We start from the raw sequence: 22,210 nt of genomic DNA on the forward strand, positions 1-22,210 counted from the left end.
CCGACGAGGAAGAAGCCCACCCGTGGCCCGCAGCATCTACGTCACGTCCCCCGAGGGGGACACCGGCAAGTCGACCGTCGCCCTCGGCCTGGTCGACCTGCTGACCCGCACCGTGCAGAAGGTCGGCGTGTTCCGGCCCATCGCGCGCTCCACCGAGACCCGCGACTACGTGCTGGAGCTGCTGCTCGCCCACGACGGCGTCGACCTGTCCTACGAGGACTGCATCGGCACGTCCTACGAGGCCGTGCACCACGACCCCGAGGCCGCGCTCGCCACGATCGTGCAGCGGTACCACGCGGTCGCCCGTGACTGCGACGTGGTCGTCGTGGTCGGCACCGACTACACCGACATCGCCGGCCCGGCCGAGCTCGGCTTCAACGCCCGGATCGCCGCCAACCTCGGCGCCCCGGTCCTGCTGTGCGTCAAGGGCCAGGGCCGCTCCCCCGAGGAGGTCCGCCAGGTCGCCGAGGTCGCCGCCGCCGAGCTCGAGGCCGGGCACGCGCAGGTCGTCGCGATCGTCGCCAACCGGTGCGACCCGGAGAACCTCGACGCGATCCGCGCCGAGCTGTCCACCCGCGCGACCGCGTGGGCGCTGCCCGAGGAGCCGTTCCTCGTCGCCCCCACCGTCCGCCAGCTCATGGAGTCGGTCGACGGGACCCTGGTCGGCGGCGACGCCCAGCTGCTGCCCCGCGAGGCCACCGACGTCCTGGTCGGCGCCATGTCGATCGAGCACCTGCTGGAGCGGCTGTCCGACGGCGTCGTCGTGATCGTCCCCGGCGACCGGTCCGACATCCTGCTCGGCCTGCTCATGGCGCACGCCGCCGACGGCTTCCCGTCGCTGTCCGGCATCATCCTCAACGGCGGCTTCGAGCCGCCGGCGACGGTGTCCCGCCTGGTCGACGGCCTCGGCAGCCGGCTGCCGATCATCCGCACCGACCTCGGCACGTTCGCCTCCGCGTCCGCCGCCGCCGGCACCCGCGGCAGGCTGTCCGCCGACTCGCAGCGCAAGGTCGACACCGCCCTCGCGCTGTTCGAGAAGCACACCGACGCCGAGGAGGCCCTGGCCGCCCTCGAGGTGCCGGCCCCCGAGGTCGTCACGCCGCTCATGTTCGAGTACGAGCTGCTCGACCGGGCCCGGTCCGACCGCAAGCACGTCGTCCTCCCCGAGGGCAGCGACGACCGCATCCTGCGCGCCGCCTCCACCCTGCTGCAGCGCGAGGTCGCCGACCTGACGATCCTCGGCGACGAGACCTCGATCCGGACGCGCGCCACCGAGCTCGGCCTGGACCTGTCGGCGGCGAAGGTCATCGACCCGAAGGCCGGCCAGCTGCTCGAGCGGTTCGCCGCCGAGTACACCGAGCTGCGCAAGCACAAGGGCATGACCGTCGAGCGGGCGCGCGAGATCGTGTCCTCGGTGTCGTACTTCGGCACGATGATGGTGCAGCTCGGCCTCGCCGACGGCATGGTCTCCGGCGCGGCGCACACCACGGCGCACACCATCAAGCCGTCCTTCGAGATCATCAAGACCACCCCCGGCACGTCCGTGGTGTCCTCGGTGTTCCTCATGTGCCTCGAGGACCGCGTCCTGGTCTACGGCGACTGCGCCGTGAACCCCGACCCGACGGCGGAGCAGCTCGCGGACATCGCGATCTCCTCCGCCGAGACCGCCGCGCAGTTCGGCATCGAGCCGCGCATCGCGATGCTGTCCTACTCCACCGGCTCGTCCGGCTCGGGCGCCGACGTGGACAAGGTCCGCACCGCCACCGAGCTCGTCCGCGAGCGCCGCCCCGACCTGAGCGTCGAGGGCCCGATCCAGTACGACGCCGCCGTCGACGCCTCGGTCGCCCAGACCAAGATGCCCGACTCCGCCGTCGCCGGCCGCGCCACCGTCTTCGTGTTCCCGGACCTCAACACCGGCAACAACACCTACAAGGCCGTGCAGCGCTCCGCCGGCGCCGTGGCCGTCGGCCCGGTGCTCCAGGGCCTGCGCAAGCCCGTCAACGACCTGTCCCGGGGCGCCCTGGTGCAGGACATCGTCAACACCGTCGCCATCACGGCGATCCAGGCCCAGGCCATGGGCGCGACCCCGGAAGGCTCGAAGTGAACCACGTCCTCGTCATCAACTCCGGCTCCTCGTCCATCAAGTACCAGCTGGTCGACGCCACCTCCGGCGACGCGCTCGCCTCCGGCATCGTCGAGCGCATCGGCCTCGAGGTCGGCAAGGTCAAGCACGAGGGCCCGAACGGGGCGACCGTGCTCGAGCAGCCCGTCCCGGACCACGAGACCGGCATGCGCCTCGTCCTCGGCCTGTTCGAGGAGCAGGGCCCGCAGCTCCGCGAGGAGGACCTCACCGCCGTCGGCCACCGCGTCGTCCAGGGCGGCGACGTCTTCGACGGCCCTGCCGTCATCGACGACGCCGTCCTCGCGCAGATCGACGAGCTCTCCCCGCTCGCGCCGCTGCACAACCCGGCGAACGTCGCGGGCATCCAGGCCGCGCGGCACGCGTTCCCGAACATCCCGCACGTGGCCGTCTTCGACACCGCGTTCCACCGCACCATGCCGCCGGCCGCGTACACCTACGCGATCGACCAGGAGGTCGCGAAGCAGTACAAGATCCGCCGGTACGGCGCGCACGGCACCTCGCACCTGTACGTCTCCCGCGCGACCGCGGAGTTCCTCGGCAAGCCGCTCGAGGAGCTCAACACCATCGTCCTGCACCTCGGCAACGGCGCCTCGGCGTCGGCCGTCCGCGGCGGCGCGTGCATCGACACCTCGATGGGCCTGACCCCGCTCGAGGGCCTGGTCATGGGCACCCGGTCCGGCGACATCGACCCGGCCGTGCTGTTCCACCTCGCTCGGGTCGGCGGCTACACCATCGACCAGCTGGACGAGCTGCTCAACCGGAAGTCCGGCATGCTCGGCCTGTCCGGCTACACCGACATGCGCGACGTGCACGACGCCGTGGCCGCGGGCGACGAGCGGGTCAAGACCGCCCTCGACGTCTACTACCACCGCATCAAGGGCTACGTCGGCAAGTACTACGCCGAGCTCGGCCGCGTCGACGTCATCACGTTCACCGCGGGCATCGGCGAGAACGACGACATCGTCCGGCTCAACGCCCTGGCGGGCCTGGAGCGCCTCGGCATCCAGGTCGACCCGGAGCGCAACGCCGGCCGGATCAAGGAGCCGAAGGTCATCTCCCCCGAGGGCGCCGAGGTCACCGTGCTGGTGATCCCGACGAACGAGGAGCTCGAGATCGCCCGGCAGTCGGTCGCGGCGATCGCCTGACGCCGCGCGGCCCGCGCCGCACGACAGGGCCCGCCCCCGGCACGTCCGGGGCGGGCCCTCGGCGTCTCCGGGGCGGGCGGGCCGCGTCGTCCCTGACACGTCACCCGTTCGGTCCCTGCCGCGTCACCTTCCCGCCCGCCGGACGTCACCTGTCCGCCCCGCGGACTTCACCCGAACGACCGCTCCAGCCCTCGGGGGTCGTCGCCGATACGACGAACATGACGCATGCCCGAGCCACCGCCGAGGACCGCGAGTCCTACTGGCGCTCGGAGCTGGCGCGCGTCGACCGGCTGTGCGACGCGGCCCCCGCCCTGTGCGTCGCGGCCCTGCCCGCGCTGCTCGACGAGGCCCGCGCGGAGGGCGCTGTGGCCGTCGAGATCGAGCTCGAGTACAACGGCGGCTGGGCCCACCACCTGCTCGGCGAGGACCCGCTGGCGCTGCGGGCCATCGAGCACGCGCTCGAGCTCGCGACGACCCACGGGATGCGCGCGTGGGAGGGCCGGCTGCTGCAGGGGCTCGCGGCCGTCTACAACGGCTTCGGCGACAACCTGTCGGCCCTGGAGCTGCTGGACCGGTCGCTCGCGATCCGGCGCGAGCTCCACGACACCGAGGGCCTCGCCGCGGCGCTGAACAACCTCGCCGACACCTACATCTCGATGGGCCGGTTCCCGGAGAAGGCCCGCGAGCTGCTCGACGAGGCCGCGCGGCTGTGGCCCGAGCTGGACCGCCCGGACGGCACGTGCGCCACCCTGTCGGGTCTGGCCAAGCTCGACACCGACGAGAGCGAGGCCCTGCGCTCCTCCGACCCCGTCCGCGCGCGGGCGCTCGCCGCGCGCGCGGTGCAGCTCGCGCTGCGCGGGCTCGAGGCGGCGCGCGGCGTCCCGGACGCCGACGGTGGCGACTCGGGCAACCCGCGCATGGCCGTCGAGGCCCAGGTGCGCCTGGCCCGCGCGCACATGGCCGGCGGTGACCTGGACGCCGCCACGACCGCGCTGGCCGAGGCCGAGGCGGCGCTGCCCCGCGTCGCGGCCCGCTACCTGACGATCCGGTACCACGCGGCCCTCGGGCGGCTGCGCCGGCTGCGCGGCGACCACGCCGGCGCCGTCGCCACCCTGGCCGAGGGGCTGCTGCTGACCGAGCAGTCGCTGCGGCCGATGGAGCGCGCCGACGTGCTGCTCGAGCTCGTCCAGGTGCACGAGGACGCGGGCGACCTGCGCCAGGCCCTGGAGACCCACCGCCGGTACCACGAGGCGGTCATGGCCCAGCGCGACCAGGCCGCCGAGCGCCGCGGCATCGTGGTCAACGCCCAGCTGGACGTCGAGCGGGTCCGGCAGGCGCGCGACCAGGCCCGCAAGCGCGCCGCCGAGCTCACCGCGCTCAACGAGACGCTGCAGCACGACGCTGCGCACGACCCGCTCACCGGCCTGCTGAACCGCCGCGGCCTCGACGCGGTCCTCGCCGCGCGGCTCGGGCGGGAGGCCGAGCTGGCCTACGTGGTGGCGGACATCGACCTGTTCAAGGCCGTCAACGACGAGCACTCGCACCCCGTCGGCGACGAGGTGCTCCGCCGCGTCGCGCAGATCATGACCAGCGCCGTCCGGGTCGGCGACGCCACGGCGCGCATCGGCGGCGAGGAGTTCACGCTCGTGCTCCTCGACTCGCCGCACGAGCAGGCGCTGGCCGTCTGCGAGCGGATCCGCGCGACGATCGCCGGCTACCCGTGGCACGAGCTGTCGCCGGGCCTGCGGGTCACGGTGAGCTTCGGGGGCGCGATGGCCGCGGACGGCGAGGCGCGCGACACCCTGGTGTCCCGGGCGGACGCGGCGCTCTACCGCGCGAAGCGCGAGGGGCGGAACCGGGTCGTGTTCGACGGCACGCCGTCCACGCCCGCGGCGCTCCCCGTGCCGGTCCCGCGCACGGGCGGCGACCCGCGCGCGGCCAGCGGGCCGCGCACCCCGTCGGCCGGCACGGCCGCCGCCTGCCAGCCGAGCTGACGCCCGCTCCCGCGCCGGATCTCGCCGAGTCTCCGTCCCGCGACTGTCGTGGTCGCCGCGCGCGCAGTGCGAAAGTGGAGACTCGGCGCCGGGCGCGCGGTGCGGTGCGGAGCGCAGCGCGCGCAGGGGTCAGCGCAGGCGGGCCGCCCTCGCTGCGCGGAGCGCGGCGGTGACCGTCGCGGTCCAGCGCTCCGGGTCGCCCGCCAGCAGCCGGCCCGGCCCGAGCGGCGGCACGACGGTGCGGCGTGCGACGCGCACGCCGTGCACGCCCCGTTGCACGACGACCGTCCGGGTCGCGGTCAGCGCCAGCAGCCCCTCGCGGCCGTGCCGGTGCCCCCAGCCCGACGCCCCGCGGCCGCCCTGCGGCGCCGCCACCGAGCCCCAGGCGGCCTGGTAGCCGTCGTTGACGTTCACGGTGCCGGCGCGCAGCCGGGCCGCGAGCGCCGCACCCCGCCGGGTCGACCGGGTCCACACGGACGCGTTGAGGGCGTAGGCCGAGTCGTTCACCGCGGCCACCGCCTCGTCGTCCGAGGCCACCGGCGACAGCGCCACCACCGGCCCGAACGTCTCCTCGCGGAACGCCCGGGCGTGCGGGCCGACGCCCTCCAGGACCGTCGGCTCGTACACGTACGGCCCGAGGTCGGTGCGGTGCACGCCACCCGCGAGCACGCGGGCGCCGCCGGACAGCGCGTCCTCCACGTGCTCGACGACACGGGCCAGCTGCTCGGCCGAGGTGAGCGATCCGACGTCCGACCGGTGGTCCAGGCCGGTGCCGACGCGCAGCGCCCGCGTCCTGCGCGCGAACGCTGCGGCGAACGCGTCGTACACGTCCCGGTGCACGTACAGCCGCTCGACGGACACGCACAGCTGCCCCGTGCCGCCGAAGCAGGCGCGCACGGCACCCTCGGCGGCGACCTCGACGTCCGCGTCCTCGGCGACGTACATCCCGTTCTTGCCGCCGAGCTCCAGCGTGCTCGGCACCAGCCGCTCCCCCGCCCGCGCGGCGACGACCCGGCCGGTCTCCGTCGACCCGGTGAACACGACGTGGTCCACGTGGTCCACGACGGCCGCCCCGACCGTCGGGCCGTCGCCCAGCACGACCTGCACCAGCCCCGGCGGCATCCCGGCGTCCTCGAGCAGCTCCACCGCCCACAGCGCCGTCAGCGGGGTCTGCGGGTCCGGCCGCAGCAGCACCGCGTCCCCGGCCGCGAGCGCCGGGAGCACGTCCCCGAGCGTCAGGCTCAGCGGGTAGTTCCACGGCGCGACGACGCCGACGACGCCGACCGGGTCGTGCACGACGCGCACCGACGTGAGCCCCGGCACCAGCCCTGGGCGCCGCTCGGGCGCGAGCGTCCGCGGCGCGGTCCGGCCGAGGTGCCGCGCGAGCAGCGCGACGTCGACGACCTCCTCGTACGCCGCGCCGCGCGCCTTGCCGTTCTCGAGCTGGACCAGGTCGAGCACGTCGCTCTGCCGCTGGAGCAGCAGGTCGTGCACGCGCAGCAGCAGCCGCGCGCGATCCCGGGCGGGGACGGCCGCCCACCGGCGCTGGACCGCCCGCGCCGCGCGCGCCGCCCGCGCCACGTCGTCCGGCGTCGACTGCGGGAGGGTGGCGAGGGGCGCGCGGGTCCACGGCGCGTGGTGCGTGCGGGTCCCCGCGGCGGGCGAGCTCACGACCCGGTCCGCGAGGTCGCGCAGGTCGTCCGGTTCCAGGACGAACGTGGCCAGGGGGTCGGTCTCCGGGTCGAGGACGCCGTGCTCGGGCACCATGCGGCCAGGCTACGCGCCGCGCCGGGACGGGTCCCGGACCCGGCGCCCGGACGCGCTCGGTCACGCCGCGTCCCGACGGGTCAGCCCTGCGCCGCCTGCTCCGCCGCCCACGCCGCCACGCGGCGCGCCGACTCCGCCGGCGACAGGTCCTCGACCCGGGCCATCACGGTCCACCGCACGCCGAACGGATCGGTGATCGAGCCGTAGCGGTCGCCGGACACGAACGTCGTCACGGGCTCGCGCAGCGTCGCGCCGGCGGCGACGGCACGCTCGACGGTGGCGTCGACGTCCCGGACGTGCACGGCGAGCGAGTACGTCGCGGCGTCGGGGTCCGGGGTGGTGATGCCGTAGGCGGGCATGGGGTCGCCCAGCGTGAACCGGCCGTTCCCGAGGTCGAGCGACGCCTCGCCGACCAGGTCGCCCATCCGGAACACGTCCACGACCCGGGCGCCGAGCACCCGCTCGTAGAATCCGATGGCCTCGGCGGCCGGGTGCACGACGAGGTGCGGGGTCAGCGACGTGATCCCGTGCGGGAGCCCGTCGGTGGTGTGCGCGCCGGTCGCGGGGGTGGTGGCGGTCGTGGGTGCGGTGCTCTCGGTCATGGGGTCGAGCCTGGCCGCACCGGGCCGCCGGGTCTTGTACGAACGGGACAGGAGGGCGACGCGTGGTCGAGTCGGCGGGGCACCTGAACCCGGGCGACCCCGAGGTCGCGTTCTCACGGTTCGTCCTCACCGAGCCCCCGGCCGCGCTCGACCACCTCGTCCGGCACGTCTGGGTGGCGCGCTGGGACGTCCCGCCCGGCGAGGTGCGGACGCAGCGGGTGCTCACCTACCCCGCCGCGAACGCGGTGCTCCAGCCGGCGGGCGCGACCCTGCACGGCCCGTCCCGGGTGCTCACCACGCAGGACCTCGCCGGCCGGTCGTGGGTGGTCGGCGTGCTGCTCCGGCCGGCCGCGGCGCGGGTGCTCACGGCGACGGAGCCCGCCCGCCTGGTCGGCCGGTGGGAGCCGCTGCCGGACGCGCCCCTGCCGGACGTCGCCGCCGCGATGGCGCGCGCCCCGCACGCGGCCGACGCCGCCGTCGCCGCGCTGCTCCGCGCCTGGCTCGCCCCGGCCGCCGCGCGCGTGGACGACGCCGGCCGGCTCGCGAACGCCGCGTGCCGGGTCGCCGAGGAGCGCGCCGACGTCCTCCGGGTCGCCGACCTGGCCGACCTGCTCGGGACGACGACGCGCACGCTCAGCAGGGTCGTCCGGCAGCACACCGGGCTGACGCCGAAGTGGCTGATCGAGTGCCGGCGGCTGCAGGCCGCGGCGACGACGCTGTTCGCCGACCCCGGCACCGACCTCGCGGGCCTCGCGGCGGACCTCGGGTACACGGACCAGGCGCACTTCACGCGCCGGTACCGGGCGGTGGTCGGCGAGACCCCGGCACGGACGCGGCGGCACGCCCCGGCGGCCGCCTGAGCCGGCCGCCGGGTCCCGGCCTCACACGCCGAGCGTCGCCCGAGCCTCCGGGTCGAGCAGCCCCGCCACCGCCGCGCGCCCCGCGGCCGGGTCCGCCGCCGCGAGCGCCGCGTCCGCCATCGCCCGGCACGCGTCCAGGGTGTGCCGCCGCAGCGCGAACCGGACCGCGGGCAGCGCGGCGGGCGACATGGACAGGCTGGTGACGCCGAGCCCCGTGAGCACGAGCGCCATCAGCGGGTCGGACGCGGACTCGCCGCACACCCCGACCGGGCGCTCCTTCGCCGACCCCGCCCGGGCGGTCGCCGCGACGAGCTCCAGGACGGCCGGCTGCCAGGCGTCGAGCAGGTCGACGAGCTCGCCGCGCAGCCGGTCGGCGGCCATCGTGTACTGCGCCAGGTCGTTGGTGCCGAGCGAGACGAAGTCGACCTCGTCGAGCACCGCTCCGGCGCGCAGCGCGGCGGCGGGCACCTCGACCATGACGCCGGCGGTGCGCAGGCCCGCGGCGTGCACGGCCTCCGCGAACGCCCGCGACTCCGCCGGGGTCGCGATCATCGGCGCCATCACCCACGGCTGGGTCCCGGTCTCCTCGCCGGCCCGCGCCAGCGCGGTGAGCTGGTCGGTGAGCAGCCCGGGCGCGGACCGGACCAGCCGGTAGCCGCGCACGCCGAGCGCCGGGTTCTCCTCGGTGTGCAGGTTCGCGAACGCGAGCGGCTTGTCGGCGCCCGCGTCGAGGGTCCGCACGACCACCTTGCGGTCCGGGCCGAGCGCGTGCAGCACCCGGGCGTAGGCGGCGGCCTGCTCGTCGACCGTCGGCGCCTGCTGCCGGCCGAGGAACAGCACCTCGGTGCGGAACAGCCCGACGCCCTCGACGGCGGCGCCGACGAGCTTCTCGGCGTCCTCGGCGGTACCGATGTTGGCGAGCAGCTGCACCCGGTGCCCGTCGGCCGTGCCGCCCGGGTCGGTGTCGGACTCCAGCGCGCGCTCGGCGGCGGCGCGGGTCTCCAGCGCGGCGCGGTCGTCGGCGGACGGCTCGACCAGGACGGTCCCGCCCGCCGCGTCCACGCCGACCACGACCCCGTCCGCGAGCGCCGACGCGCCCGTGGTGCGGACGACGCACGGGATGCCGTTCTGCCCGGCGATGATCGCGGTGTGCCCGGTCGGGCCGCCCTCCTCGGTGACGAGGGCGAGCACGCGCTCCAGGTCGAGCGCGGCGGTGTCGGCGGGCGCGAGGTCCAGGGCGACGACCACGGACGGCTCGCGGAGCTCGGGCACCCCGGGCGCCGGCAGCCCGGCGAGCCGGGAGACGACCCGGTCCCGGACGCTGCGCAGGTCGGTGACCCGCTCGGCCAGGTAGCCGCCCGCCTGCTCGAACATCGCCGCGAAGCTGCCGACCACGGCGTCGATCGCCGCGACCGGGGGCTCACCGCCGCGGACCCGGCCGAGCACCTGGTCCCGCAGGGCGGGGTCGTCGGCCATCATCGCCGTCGCGCCCAGCACCTCGGCGACCGTGCCGGTGGCGCGGGACGCCTGCTCGCGCAGCCCGTCGCCGACGGCCGTGAAGGCGGCGGCGACGGCGTCGGGCAGCTCGTCGGCGGGCACCGGCGCGCCGTCCCGGAGCACCGGGGCGTCGCCGGGCACGGCCGGGGCGGGGCGCACCCGCACCACCGGGCCGACGGCGACGCGGCGGCCGACCCCCACCCCCTGGAGCACCGTCCCGGCGGCGGGCGGTGCGGTCGTCTCGGTTCGCGTGTCGGTCATGGTGCGAGCGTCTCCCCGTCGAGATCGGTCTGTGAAGGGGCGGAGGTCCCGCCCGTGCGTCCCCGGGCCGCGGCGGGCCCGGGGGCACCAGGATGCCGTCAGGCGACGGCGGGCTGGGCGGCGGCCGGCGCGGTCGCGGCGGCCGCGGCGTCGGCCTCCCGCTCGGCCTCGACCAGCGGGCTCGGTCGCAGCCCCTTGAGCACGACCACGACGCCCGCGGTCACCACCATGCCGACCGCGACCGCCAGGAGGAACCCGAGCGCGTTCGAGATGAGCGGCAGCACCCAGATGCCGCCGTGCGGCGCCCGGACCCCGGAGCCGACGGCCATCGTGATCGCGCCGGCGGCGCTCGACCCGACGACCGAGGACACGATGACCCGCCACGGGTCGGCCGCGGCGAACGGGATCGCGCCCTCGGAGATGAACGACAGCCCGAGCAGCCAGGCGGCCTTGCCGTTCTCCCGCTCGGCGTGCGTGAACAGGCCCTTGCGGACGACGGTCGCCAGGGCCATCGCCAGCGGGGCGACCATGCCGGCCGCCATCACGGCCGCCATGATCCGGTACTGCACGGCGTCCCCGGTCAGCCCCTCGGTCGCCAGGCCGGTCACCGCGAAGGTGTACGCGACCTTGTTGATCGGGCCGCCGAGGTCGAAGCCCATCATCGCGCCGAGCAGCGCGCCCATGAGCACGAGGTTCGAGCCGGACAGCCCGTTGAGCCAGTTCGTGAGCCCGTCCATGACGTTCGCGATCGGCCGGCCGATGACCACGAACATGAGGAAGCCGGTGACCAGCGAGGACAGCAGCGGCGTGACCACGACGGGCATCACGCCGCGCACGCCCTTCGGCACCCGCCACCGGCTGATCCACAGCGCGAGGAACCCGCCGACGAACCCGGTGACCAGGCCGCCGAGGAAGCCCGCGCCGATCACCACGGAGATCGCGCCGCCGACGAAGCCGGGCACGAGGCCGGGCCGGTCGGCGATCGCGTACGCGATGAACCCCGACAGCACCGCCACGAGGAACCCGAAGGCGGCGGCCCCGGTCTGGTAGAGCAGCACCGCCCAGTCCTGCCCGGACGTGATGCTGAACGACGTGATGAGGTCCTCGACCGGTACGGCGGTCACCGCGACCGGCCCCTCGTTCCCGGGCCACGCCGCCTGCGCGATCATGAAGCCGAGGGCGATGAGGATCCCGCCGGCGGCGACGAACGGGATCATGTAGGACACGCCCGTCATCAGCCACTGCCGGATCCGGGTGCCGACGCCCGCGTTCGGGTCGACCTTGACCGCGGGGCGAGGAGCCCCGGCCGCGGTGGGCGCGGCACCGGCCGCGGCGGCGTCCGCCGCGGGCACGCCCGCCTCGACGGCGGCGACGGCCTGGGCGAGCACGCCGTTGGGGTCGTGCACCGCCTTCTTCACGCCGACGTCGACGAACGGCTTGCCGGCGAACCGGTCCTTCGCCTGGACCTCGAGGTCCGCGGCGTAGATCACGCCGTCGGCGGCGGCGATGATCGCCGGGTCCAGCGGGGTCGAGCCCGCGGCGCCCTGCGTCTCGACGTGCACCTCGTGGCCGGCCGCCTTGCCCGCCTGCTCGAGGGCCTCCGCGGCCATGTACGTGTGGGCGATCCCCGTGGGGCACGAGGACACGGCGACGAACTTCATGACGGCACCACCTCTCGCTGGACGATGTCGGCCACCGTCGCCGCGTCGGGCGCGTCGAGCAGCGACTGCCGGAACGACTCGTGCACCAGCCGGCGGGCGAGCGCGGCCAGGATCTGCAGGTGGTCGGCGTCCCCGCCCGCGGGTGCGGCGATGAGGAACACCAGGCGCGCGGGACCGTCCGGGGCTCCCCAGTCGACGGGCTCCCGCAGCTTGCCGACCGCGAGGCTCGGCGCCGACACGTGCTCGGACCGGGCGTGCGGCAGGCCGACGCCGCCGGGCATGCCGGTGGCCATCTGCGCCTCGCGGGCGCGGACGTCGGCGTGGAAGCCCTCGGCGTCGGTGACCCGGCCCGCCGCGGCGAGCAGGGCGATGAGCTGGCGGGTCGCGTCGTCGCGGTCGGCCGCGGCCAGGTCGACGCCGACCAGGTCGGCGGAGGTCAGGGGCAGGCTCATGGTCAGAGCTCCTTCAGCGCGAGGGCGGGGTCGGGGTCGGCCACCAGGGCGACCTCGTCAGGACGGACGTCGGACGGGCGCGGGACGGCGCTGCCCGGGAGCAGGACGGCGGCCCGGCCCCAGGCGACCGCGCGGCGCAGCCGGTCCGGGGGCGCGCCGTCGGCCGCGAGGTAGCCGGCGAGGGTCGAGTCCCCCGCGCCGACCGTGGACACGGGGACCAGGCCCGGGCCGCCGGCCCACCAGGAGCCCCCGTCCGCGACCAGGAGCGCGCCGTGCGCGCCGAGGCTGACGAGCACGGCGGCGGTGCCGAGGGCCTGCACCGCGCGGGCGGCCGCGAGGACGTCGCCGACGGTCACGAGCTCGTGGCCCGCGAGCTCGGCGAGCTCCTCGTCGTTGGGCTTCACCAGCGCGAGGCCGCCGTGCCGGACCGCCGCGGCGAACGGGGCGCCCGAGGTGTCCAGCACGACCGGGACCCCGTGCCGCGCGCCCAGGTCGGCGACGGCGGTGAAGAAGTCGTCGCCCAGCCCGGCCGGCAGGCTGCCCGCCGCGACCACGGCGGTCGCCCCGGCGAGCTCGGACTCCACCGCGGCGAGCAGCGCCGCGACCTCGTCGGGGGTCAGGGCGGCGCCCGGCGCGTTGATCTTGGTCGTCGCGCCGCTCGACTCGGTGAGCGTGATGTTGGACCGGGTGTCCCCCGCGACCGGCACCGGCCGCGCGTCCACGCCCTGCGCCGCGAGCAGCGCGACGACCTGCGCGCCGTCCGGCCCGCCGGACGGCAGGACCGCGCGGGACGCGACGCCGTGCGCGGCGAGCGCGCGCGACACGTTGATGCCCTTGCCCCCGGGGTGCAGGTGGGTGGCCGCGGCGCGGTTCACCTCGCCGACCGCCAGCCGCTCGAGGTGCAGCGCGCGGTCCAGGCTCGGGTTCGGGGTCAGCGTGACGACGCGCGGCGCGCCCGCGGCGGTCATGCGCGCACCACCCGCGTGCCGGCGGCCTCGACCTCGTCCGCGAGCTCGGGCATCACCCCGGAGTCGGTGACGAGCGTGTCGACCTGCTCCAGCGACGCCACGTGCGCGAAGTCGGCACGGCCGAGCTTGGTGTGGTCGGCCAGCACGACCGTGCGCCGCGCCGCCGTCACCAGCGCCCGCTTGACGGCGGCCTCCGCGAGGTCCGGCGTGGTCAGCCCGTGCTCGACGCTCAGGCCGTTGGTGCCGAGGAACGCCGTGTCCACGTGGATGTCCGCGAGCTCCCGCAGCGCCCAGGTGCCGACAGCCGCGAGCGTCCGGCCGCGGACCGTGCCGCCGACCAGGTGCAGCGTGATGCCGGGCCGGGTCGCGAGCACCGTGGCGACCGGGAGCGCGTGCGTGACGACGGTGAGCTCGCGGTCGGTCGGCAGCAGCTCCGCCAGCCGGACCGTCGTGGTGCCCGCGTCGAGGATGATCGCGCCGCCGGCCGGCAGCTCCTCCAGCGCGGCCTTGGCGATCCGGTCCTTCTCCCCCGACAGCAGGCCCTCGCGCTGCGCCAGGCCGGGCTCGAACCCGAGCTGCTCGACCGGGATCGCGCCGCCGTGCACCCGGCGGACCAGCCCGTGCCGCTCCAGGACGGTGAGGTCGCGGCGGACGGTCTCCGGCGTGACGTCGAGGGTGGTCGCGAGCGAGGCGACGTCCACGCGCCCGTCCCGTCGCGCGGCCGCCAGGATCTGCTGCTGGCGCTCCGTTGCGTACACGTCGCCTCCGTCGGGTCCGGGTCGTCTGCACAGCCGACCCGGGCGCCGAGGGAGGCCCGGCGCTGGGCGGCTGCGCGATCCAGCATGCCGCAGCCGGACACGGAAACGCAAGCAATCAAACCGACTCGGACTCAAACGCGAACGAAACGGGCATCCGCCCACGCCCGGATCGCCGGTCCCGCTGTCGGCAGTGGGCGCGGGCGAGGGCCGACCAGGGCACCGCACACCCCCGGACGCAGCGAGGGCCGCGACTCCCCTCGGGGAGCCGCGGCCCTCGGCGCGCGCGGGTGCCGGCGTCAGCGCGGCTGGTACGGGGAGACCACGATCTCCACGCGCTGGAACTCCTTGACGTCCGAGTACCCGGTCGTCGCCATCGCCCGGCGCAGCGCGCCGATGAGGTTGAGCGAGCCGTCCGCGGTGTGGCCCGGGCCGAACAGCACCTGCTCCAGCGTCCCCGCCTGGCCGACCTGCACCCGCTCGCCGCGCGGCAGGTGCGGGTGGTGCGCCTCCGGGCCCCAGTGCCAGCCGCCGCCGGGGGCGTCGGTCGCGCGCGCCAGTGCGGCGCCGAGCATGACCGCGTCCGCGCCGCAGGCGATCGCCTTGACCAGGTCGCCCGAGCGCCCCACGCCGCCGTCGGCGATGACGTGCACGTACCGGCCGCCCGACTCGTCGAGGTAGTCCCGGCGCGCGGCCGCGACGTCCGCGACCGCGGTGGCCATCGGGGCGTGGATGCCGAGGGACACCCGGGTGGTGTGCGCCGCGCCGCCGCCGAACCCGACGAGCACGCCCGCAGCGCCCGTGCGCATGAGGTGCAGCGCCGCGGTGTAGGTGGACGCGCCGCCGACGATCACCGGCACGTCGAGCTCGTAGATGAACCGCTTGAGGTTGAGCGGCTCCGCGCGGCCGGACACGTGCTCGGCCGACACCGTGGTGCCGCGGATGACGAACAGGTCGACGCCCGCGTCGACGACGTCCTTCCAGAACTCCTGCGTGCGCTGCGGCGACAGCGCGCCGGCGACCGTCACGCCCGCGTCGCGGACCTCGCCGACCCGGCGGCGGATCAGCTCGGGCTGGATCGGGGCGGAGTAGATCTCCTGCATCCGGGCGGTCGCCTCGCCGGCCGGCAGCTCGGCGATCTGCGCCAGCAGCGGCTCCGGGTCCTCGTACCGGGTCCACAGGCCCTCGAGGTCGAGCACGCCCAGGCCGCCCGCGCGGCCCAGCGCGACCGCGGTCGCGGGGCTCATCACGGAGTCCATCGGCGCCGCCAGCACCGGCAGGTCGAAGTGGTACGCGTCGATCTGCCAGCCGACGGACACCTCCTCGGGGTCCCGGGTGCGCCGGGAGGGCACCACGGCGACGTCGTCGAAGGAGAATGCGCGCCGTCCCCGCTTGCCGCGGCCGATCTCGATCTCGTTGCTCACCGGGACAGGTTACCGGCGCGGGCGCACGACGCGGGCCCCGCCGCGGCGCGCGACGGGGCCCGGGTGGGTGGTGCGGCTCAGCCCGCGACCGCGTCCACGACGGCCGCGCTGAACGCCGGCAGGTCGTCGGGGTTGCGGGAGGTGATGAGCGTGGCCCCGGCCGCCTGCGACACGACGACCTCCTCGTCGACCCAGGTGGCGCCGGCGTTCCGGAGGTCGGTGGCGAGGCTCGGGTACGAGGTGAGCGTGACGCCGTCCACGACGCCGGCCTCGATGAGGGTCCAGGGGCCGTGGCAGATCGCGGCGACGGGCTTGCCCGCGCCGAGGACGGCCTTCACGAGCGCCTGCGCGCCCTCCTGGGTGCGCAGGGTGTCGGCGTTCACCGTGCCGCCGGGGATGACGAGCGCGTCGATGTCGTCCGCGGACACCTGGTCCAGCGTGCGGTCGACCGGGTACTCGCCGCCCGGGTCGAGGTCGTTGTTCACCGCGCGGACGGTGCCGGCCTCGGCGGAGACGAGGACGGGGGTGCCGCCCTCGTCGGCGACGGCCTTCCAGGGCGTGGTGAGCTCGGGCTCCTCGATGCCCTTCGAGCTGGTGAGGAACGCGACGGTGCGGCCGGTCAGGCGGGCCATGACGACTCCTTTCCGTGGGGCCCCCCGCGGTCCGCGGGGTCTGCCTCCACCCTCACCCGGGAGGGCGCCGGTCGCATCCGGGCCGGGCCACACGCCGCGCGGGGTCCCCGGGAGCGTCGGTGGCCGGTGCGATGCTGGCCGCGCAGGAAGGAGAGGGAGACGCATGACCTGGACCGACGGGCCGCTGCTGGGGTTCGACACCGAGACCACCGGCGTGGACACCGACCACGACCGCATCGTGACGGCCGCGCTCGTCCGGCGGGACCGCGACGGCACCCACGTGCGCACCTGGCTCGTCGACCCCGGCGTCGAGATCCCCGAGGGCGCGAGCGCGATCCACGGCATCAGCACCGAGCACGCCCGCGCGCACGGCGCCGAGCCGCGCGGGGCGCTGGACGAGATCGCCGCCGCCATCGCCGAGGCCGTCCGCGAGGGCGTGCCGGTCGTGGCCTACAACGCCTCCTTCGACCTGTGCCTCCTCGAGTCCGAGCTCCGCCGGCACGGCCTGCCGACCGTGGAGGACCGCCTCGGCGGCGAGCTGCGCCCGGTCATCGACCCGCTCGTCCTCGACCGCGCCGAGGACCGGTACCGGTCGGGCAAGCGCAAGCTCGTGGACCTGTGCGGCGTCTACCAGGTGGTCGACACCGGCAGCCTGCACACCGCCGACGTGGACGTGGTGGCGACCCTCGACGTGCTGGAGCGGATCGTCGGGCGGTTCCCGCACCTGGGCGACCTCGACCTGGTCTCGCTGCACGACTACCAGGTGACCGCGCACCGGGCGTGGGCCGAGGCGTTCAACGCCTGGCGCGCCGAGCGCGGGCACACCGGCCCCGGCGCGGAGTCGACGTGGCCGAGCCGCGCGGCGTCACGGGCGGCCGCCGCCGCGGGGGCGCCGGGGACGGGCGCACCGCTCGAGCCGCTGCCGGCACCGGAGCCGGCGCCCCGGACCGTCGCCGCCGCGCCGGCCGCCGTCGCGCACGTCGCCGCTCCCGTCGCCGCCGCGCCTGCGCCGAACCTCGCCGCCCGGGTCACCGGCCGGATCGCCACCCAGCCCGCGCTCCCCGTCCGCGTGACGCCGGAGCCGGTCGCCATCCGGCACGACCCGGCCCGCGACCGCCGGTTCGCCGGCCGCCCGATCCAGGACACGCTGATCGCCTGACCTGCACCATCGGCGCTATCCGCAACACCGGTCATGAGGTCGGGATCAGCCGTGCCGACACCCGCGCACACGATCTCCCCATCCGACGCCGTGCCGATATCTCATCCATGAGTTAACGTCGTCGTCGTGACCCTGACCAACCCGACGACCGGAGCCGTGCCCACGGTGACCTCGTCCATCCCCGTCGTCACCCCCACCCTCCCCGAGCAGCTGGCCCACGTGGGCTCGCTGGTCCGGTCCGCGCGCCGCCACCGCGGTCTGACGCAGACCCAGCTCGCCGAGCTCCTCGGCACCAGCCAGTCCGCCGTGCACCGCATCGAGCAGGGCGCGCAGAACCTCAGCCTCGACATGCTGACCCGGATCGGCGCCGCGCTCGACTCCCCGATCGTCACGCTCGGCGGCCCGCAGCACACCCACCTGCGGGTGCGGGGCGGCGCGCAGCTGTCCGGCCGGCTCGACGTGAACACGTCGAAGAACGGCGCGGTCGCCCTGCTCTGCGCCTCGCTGCTCAACCGCGGCACCACGCGGCTCAAGAACGTCGCGCGGATCGTCGAGGTCGACCGGATCGTCGACGTGCTGCGGTCCGTCGGCGTCCGCGCCACCTGGTCCGCCGACGGCCGCGACCTGGAGATCGTCGTGCCGAAGGACCTCGACCTCGAGGCCATCGACGTCGACGCCGCCCGCCGCACCCGGTCGATCATCATGTTCTTCGGCCCGTTGCTCGGCCAGCAGGACGAGTTCCGGCTCCCGTACGCCGGCGGCTGCGACCTCGGCTCCCGCACCGTCGAGCCGCACATGATCGCGCTGCGCCCGTTCGGCCTCTCCGTCACCGCGAGCGGCGGCCGCTACCTCGCCCGCGTCACCGACCCGGGCACCGAGAACCTGTCGATCGTGCTCACCGAGCGCGGCGACACCGTCACCGAGAACGCGCTGATGGCCGCCGCCCGCCGCCCGGGCGTCACCACCATCCGCAACGCCAGCCCCAACTACATGGTCCAGGACCTGTGCTTCTACCTGGAGCTGCTGGGCGTCCGTGTCGAGGGCATCGGCACGACGACGCTGCGGGTGCACGGCAAGGCCGACATCGACGCCGACGTGGAGTACGCAGTCTCGGAGGACCCGGTCGAGGCCATGAGCCTGCTCACCGCCGGCATCGTCACCGGCTCCGAGATCACGGTCGGCCGGGTGCCGATCGAGTTCATGGAGATCGAGCTCGCGACCCTGTCCGAGATGGGCCAGCGCTACACGCTGTCCGAGGAGTACACCGCGCACAACGGCCGCACCCGGCTCGTCGACATCACGGTGCACCCGAGCGAGCTGCGTGCGCCGCTGGACAAGATCCACCCGATGCCGTTCCCCGGCCTCAACATCGACAACCTGCCGTTCTTCGCGGTGATCGCCGCGTGCGCGACCGGGTCGACGCTGGTGCACGACTGGGTGTACGAGGGCCGGGCGATCCACCTGACCGACCTCACCCGGCTCGGCGCCGACGTCCGGCTGCTCGACGCGCACCGGCTGCAGGTGTCCGGCCCGACCCGCTGGTCCGGCGCCGAGGTGTCCTGCCCGCCCGCCCTGCGCCCCGCGGTCGTGATCCTGCTCGCGATGCTGGCGGCGAAGGGCGAGAGCGTGCTGCGCAACGTCGACATCATCGCCCGCGGCTACGAGGGGCTGCAGGAGCGGCTCGTCGAGCTGGGCGCGCAGATCGAGACGTTCCGGGACTGACCCCGCGGGACGCGGAAGGGGCCGGGTGCGATCCGCACCCGGCCCCTTCCGCGTGTCTCAGCGCACCGTGTAGTTCGGCGACTCCGAGATCATCTGCACGTCGTGCGGGTGCGACTCCTTGAGCCCCGCCGGCGTGATCCGGACGAACTTCCCGCGCTGCTGCAGCTGCGGGATCGTGCGCGCGCCGACGTAGAACATCGACTGGTGCAGGCCGCCGACCAGCTGGTGCGCCACCGCCGCGAGCGGGCCGCGGTACGGGACCTGGCCCTCGATGCCCTCGGTGATGATCTCGTCGTCGGTCAGGTCGCCCTGGAAGTACCGGTCCTTGGAGTACGACCGGCGGTCGCCGCGGCTCTGCATCGCGCCCAGCGACGCCATGCCGCGGTAGCGCTTGAACTGCTTGCCGTTGACGAACACGAGGTCGCCCGGCGACTCGTCGCAGCCGGCGATGAGGCCGCCGACCATGACGCTGTCCGCGCCGGCCACGAGGGCCTTCGCGATGTCGCCGGAGTACTGCAGGCCGCCGTCCGCGATGACCGGGACGCCCGCGGGCTTCGCGGCCAGCGAGGCCTCGTAGACCGCGGTGACCTGCGGGACGCCGACGCCGGCGACCACGCGGGTGGTGCAAATCGAGCCCGGGCCGACGCCGACCTTGACCGCGTCCACGCCCGCGTCGACCAGCGCCTGCGCGCCCTCGCGGGTCGCGATGTTGCCGCCGATGACCTGGACGTGCTTCGTGCCCGGGTCGGACTTGATCCGGCGGACCATGTCGAGCATGAGCCGGGCGTGGCCGTTCGCGGTGTCGACGACGAGCGCGTCCACGCCGGCCTCGACCAGCGCGGACACGCGGTCCCAGGCGTCCCCGAAGAAGCCGACGGCCGCGGCGACCACCAGGCGGCCGCTCGCGTCCTTCGTGGCCATCGGGTACTGCTCGGACTTCACGAAGTCCTTGACGGTGATGAGGCCCTGCAGGCGGCCGTCCGCGTCGACCAGCGGCAGCTTCTCGACCTTGTGCTTGCCGAGCAGCGCCGCGGCGTCGTCGTTCGAGATGCCGACCGGGCCGGTGATCAGCGGCATCGATGTCATCGTGTCGCGGACCCGGCGGGTGGTGAACTCGGCCGGCGGCACGAACCGCAGGTCGCGGTTCGTGATGATGCCCAGGAGGCGGCGGTCGTCGTCCACCACCGGCAGGCCGGACACGCGGTACTTGGCGCACAGCGCGTCGAGCTCGGCCAGCGTCGCGTCGGGGCCCACGGTCACGGGGTCGGACACCATGCCGGACTCGGAGCGCTTCACCAGGTCGACCTGGTGGGCCTGCGCCTCGATCGAGAGGTTCCGGTGCAGCACGCCGATGCCGCCCTGGCGGGCCAGGGCGATCGCCATGCGCGACTCGGTGACGGTGTCCATCGCGGCGGACACGAGCGGGATCGACAGGGAGATCTCACGCGTGAGCCGGGTCGTGGTGTCGACCTCGCTCGGGATGACGTCCGTCTCGCCCGGGAGCAGCAGGACGTCGTCGTAGGTGAGACCGATGAAGCCGAACGGGTCGGCGGGAGCGGCGGATCCAGGGGTGCCCAGGTCGGTCATCCCCCGATGATACGGCCGCCGGTCGGAGGACCCGGCCGCCGTCCGGGGTGACCTGCGCGACGCCGGGCGCGCGCGGACGACCCGTCGGGGGCGCCCGCGCCGGGCGTCAGCGGATGAGGCCCCTGCGCAGCCCGATGGCCACCGCCTGCGCGCGGTCGGCGGCGCCGAGCTTGCGGAACAGCCGGCGGGCGTGGGTCTTGATCGTGTCCTCGGACAGGAACAGCTCCTGGCCGATCTGCGCGTTCGACCGGCCGTTGCTCATGCCGACCAGCACCTCGACCTCGCGCTTCGTGAGCGAGACCTCGTCACGGCCGGTGGACTGCGCGGGCAGCTCCACCCGGGCGACCACCGGGGTCGGGGCGCTCGCGACGGCGCCGTGGGCGTGCGCGGCGGCCAGTCCGTCGTGCGGCACCGCGCCGGGCGCGCCGGGGATGCCCGGGCTCGCCAGGATGTGCGCCGCGACCGCGGCCAGCTCCGCCCGGCCCACGTCGGGGGCCAGGTACCCGCGGGCACCGAGCGCGATCGCCCGGTCCAGCGCGATCTCGTCGCCGGGCACCGCCAGCATCACGACCGTCGACTGCGACGGCACCGCGCGCAGCCGGCGGATCGCCTCCACGGGGCCCGGGGTCGGCAGGTGCGCGTCGAGCAGCACGATGGTCGGCGGCACGCGCCGCGCCAGCGTGACCAGCTCGTCCACGGACGCCGCCGCGCGCACCGGGGCCAGCGCGGGCACACCGAGTGCCGTCAGGACGATGCGCTCGCGCACCGCCGTCGATCCGTGGCACACCACGACGCCCGCCATCGACCTCCGCCTTCCGCCTGTGCCAGGACCCTGGCGGATCCGGCTTCCTTCCTGTATCGGCCGGATCGGGGCCGACGTTAGCGTCCAGGAAGAACCCAGGTGTCAGGCGGAGACGGCCAGCACCTCGTGGACCAGGCCCGGGACGGTCCGGACCCGGTGCACCTGGTGGCCCAGCGGGACCTCCCCGGCGGCCTCGTCCGGCACCATCACGAACACCGGCAGCGCGGCGTGCGCCTCCGCCACCGCGCCGACGAGGCCCAGGTCGGGGGCCGTCTGCTCGCTCAGCAGCACCACCGCCGACGGCGACGTCATGGCCGCGATCTCGAGCAGCCGGTGCCGGCCGGTGGGCCCCGCGACCACCCGCGCGTCGACGCCGGCGTCGGCGAGCGCGCCCGCGAGCACGTGCAGGGACAGCGGCCGAGGTTCACCCGGCGCCGCGAGCAGCAGGACGATCCGGCGGCGCGACGGGTGCCGCGGGACCCGGCCCGAGCGGTCCCGGAGCACCGCCAGGGCCGCGGCGGCGACGAGCGCGTCGGGCTCGTCGCCCGGGCGGGCCAGGACCGTGCGCGACGCGATGCCGGACCGCGCGGGCGCGACCAGGTCGGACCACCAGCGCACCAGGTCGCCGCCCGCCGGGAGCGCGAGCAGCCGGGTCACCTCGGCGGCGTCCGCCCGGAGGGCGGCGTCGATGACGGAGGTCGGCGTGGCCGGGCGCGGCGGGCGGGTGGCGCGGGCGCCCGACGCGGTGGCCGCGCCGGACGGGGCGGCCGCGGCTCGGC

Annotated in this window: 18 protein-coding genes; 6 read left to right on the plus strand and 12 right to left on the minus strand. The window is 75.6% G+C overall.

Annotated features, from left to right (window positions below; all coding sequences use genetic code 11):
* Positions 1–22: 22 nt before the first annotated feature.
* The 3 genes from pta to J5O08_RS14995 all read left to right on the plus strand — a co-directional run bounded on the left by pta (position 23) and on the right by J5O08_RS14995 (position 5,282).
* Positions 23–2,104: a phosphate acetyltransferase gene (pta, locus tag J5O08_RS14985; protein ID WP_218707681.1), complete on the plus strand. Its 2,082-nt coding sequence runs from the start codon at positions 23–25 to the stop codon at positions 2,102–2,104.
* Entirely contained in the window at positions 2,101–3,288 is a 1,188-nt protein-coding gene (locus J5O08_RS14990) for an acetate/propionate family kinase (protein ID WP_218707682.1), read from the plus strand. The genes pta and J5O08_RS14990 overlap by 4 nt, the downstream gene beginning before the upstream one ends.
* Before the next feature lie 218 nt (positions 3,289–3,506).
* Complete coding sequence (locus J5O08_RS14995; protein WP_218707683.1) at positions 3,507–5,282, plus strand: tetratricopeptide repeat-containing diguanylate cyclase; 1,776 nt, start codon at positions 3,507–3,509, stop codon at positions 5,280–5,282.
* A 129-nt stretch (positions 5,283–5,411) separates the two neighbouring features.
* Here J5O08_RS14995 and J5O08_RS15000 read toward each other — a convergent pair whose 3' ends face one another.
* Entirely contained in the window at positions 5,412–7,049 is a 1,638-nt protein-coding gene (locus tag J5O08_RS15000; RefSeq protein ID WP_218707684.1) for a succinic semialdehyde dehydrogenase, read from the minus strand.
* An 80-nt stretch (positions 7,050–7,129) separates the two neighbouring features.
* Positions 7,130–7,651 carry a glyoxalase/bleomycin resistance/extradiol dioxygenase family protein gene (locus J5O08_RS15005; RefSeq protein ID WP_218707685.1) on the minus strand — a complete coding sequence of 174 codons (522 nt, stop codon included), beginning with the start codon at positions 7,649–7,651 and terminating at the stop codon, positions 7,130–7,132.
* Between the two features lie 62 nt (positions 7,652–7,713).
* Here J5O08_RS15005 and J5O08_RS15010 point away from each other — a divergent pair, with 62 nt between their 5' ends.
* Positions 7,714–8,511 (plus strand): helix-turn-helix domain-containing protein, encoded by a 798-nt coding sequence (locus J5O08_RS15010; protein WP_218707686.1) that lies wholly within the window; start codon positions 7,714–7,716, stop codon positions 8,509–8,511.
* Between the two features lie 21 nt (positions 8,512–8,532).
* Here J5O08_RS15010 and ptsP read toward each other — a convergent pair whose 3' ends face one another.
* The 7 genes from ptsP to J5O08_RS15045 form a co-directional block, all read right to left on the minus strand.
* Positions 8,533–10,269, minus strand: coding sequence for a phosphoenolpyruvate--protein phosphotransferase (ptsP, locus tag J5O08_RS15015; RefSeq protein ID WP_218707687.1), 1,737 nt, complete (start codon positions 10,267–10,269; stop codon positions 8,533–8,535).
* Positions 10,270–10,367: 98 nt separating this feature from the next.
* Positions 10,368–11,930 carry a PTS fructose transporter subunit IIC gene (locus tag J5O08_RS15020; protein WP_218707688.1) on the minus strand — a complete coding sequence of 521 codons (1,563 nt, stop codon included), beginning with the start codon at positions 11,928–11,930 and terminating at the stop codon, positions 10,368–10,370.
* Positions 11,927–12,382, minus strand: coding sequence for a PTS sugar transporter subunit IIA (locus J5O08_RS15025; RefSeq protein WP_147794304.1), 456 nt, complete (start codon positions 12,380–12,382; stop codon positions 11,927–11,929). Before J5O08_RS15025 ends, J5O08_RS15020 begins: the two co-directional genes overlap by 4 nt.
* Before the next feature lie 2 nt (positions 12,383–12,384).
* Positions 12,385–13,350, minus strand: a complete 966-nt coding sequence (gene pfkB, locus J5O08_RS15030; RefSeq protein WP_218707689.1) for a 1-phosphofructokinase — start codon at positions 13,348–13,350, stop codon at positions 12,385–12,387.
* Entirely contained in the window at positions 13,347–14,108 is a 762-nt protein-coding gene (locus J5O08_RS15035; protein WP_147794306.1) for a DeoR/GlpR family DNA-binding transcription regulator, read from the minus strand. Before J5O08_RS15035 ends, pfkB begins: the two co-directional genes overlap by 4 nt.
* 296 nt (positions 14,109–14,404) lie before the next feature.
* Positions 14,405–15,529 (minus strand): GuaB3 family IMP dehydrogenase-related protein, encoded by a 1,125-nt coding sequence (locus tag J5O08_RS15040; protein ID WP_217616365.1) that lies wholly within the window; start codon positions 15,527–15,529, stop codon positions 14,405–14,407.
* A 77-nt stretch (positions 15,530–15,606) separates the two neighbouring features.
* A complete protein-coding gene (locus J5O08_RS15045) occupies positions 15,607–16,161 on the minus strand; it encodes a type 1 glutamine amidotransferase domain-containing protein (RefSeq protein ID WP_218707691.1) in 555 nt (184 codons plus the stop codon).
* Positions 16,162–16,324: 163 nt separating this feature from the next.
* On the opposite strand from J5O08_RS15045, the gene J5O08_RS15050 reads away from it, so the two are divergent.
* Entirely contained in the window at positions 16,325–17,320 is a 996-nt protein-coding gene (locus J5O08_RS15050) for an exonuclease domain-containing protein (RefSeq protein WP_218707692.1), read from the plus strand.
* A 165-nt stretch (positions 17,321–17,485) separates the two neighbouring features.
* The gene (locus J5O08_RS15055; protein ID WP_308161097.1) at positions 17,486–19,042 is read left to right on the plus strand and encodes a UDP-N-acetylglucosamine 1-carboxyvinyltransferase; all 1,557 of its coding nucleotides are present in this window, start codon (positions 17,486–17,488) and stop codon (positions 19,040–19,042) included.
* Positions 19,043–19,099: 57 nt separating this feature from the next.
* On the opposite strand, the gene guaB is transcribed toward J5O08_RS15055, so the two are convergent.
* From guaB to J5O08_RS15070, 3 genes are all read right to left on the minus strand, one after another.
* Positions 19,100–20,629 carry an IMP dehydrogenase gene (gene guaB / locus J5O08_RS15060; protein ID WP_217616361.1) on the minus strand — a complete coding sequence of 510 codons (1,530 nt, stop codon included), beginning with the start codon at positions 20,627–20,629 and terminating at the stop codon, positions 19,100–19,102.
* Positions 20,630–20,735: 106 nt separating this feature from the next.
* Complete coding sequence (locus tag J5O08_RS15065) at positions 20,736–21,431, minus strand: response regulator transcription factor (protein ID WP_218707693.1); 696 nt, start codon at positions 21,429–21,431, stop codon at positions 20,736–20,738.
* 102 nt (positions 21,432–21,533) lie between these two features.
* Positions 21,534–22,210: MerR family transcriptional regulator (locus tag J5O08_RS15070; RefSeq protein ID WP_218707694.1), on the minus strand; the 677-nt coding region annotated here is incomplete at its 5' end.

It is taken from the genome of Cellulomonas sp. PS-H5, assembly GCF_019265565.1.
GTDB lineage: Bacteria > Actinomycetota > Actinomycetes > Actinomycetales > Cellulomonadaceae > Cellulomonas.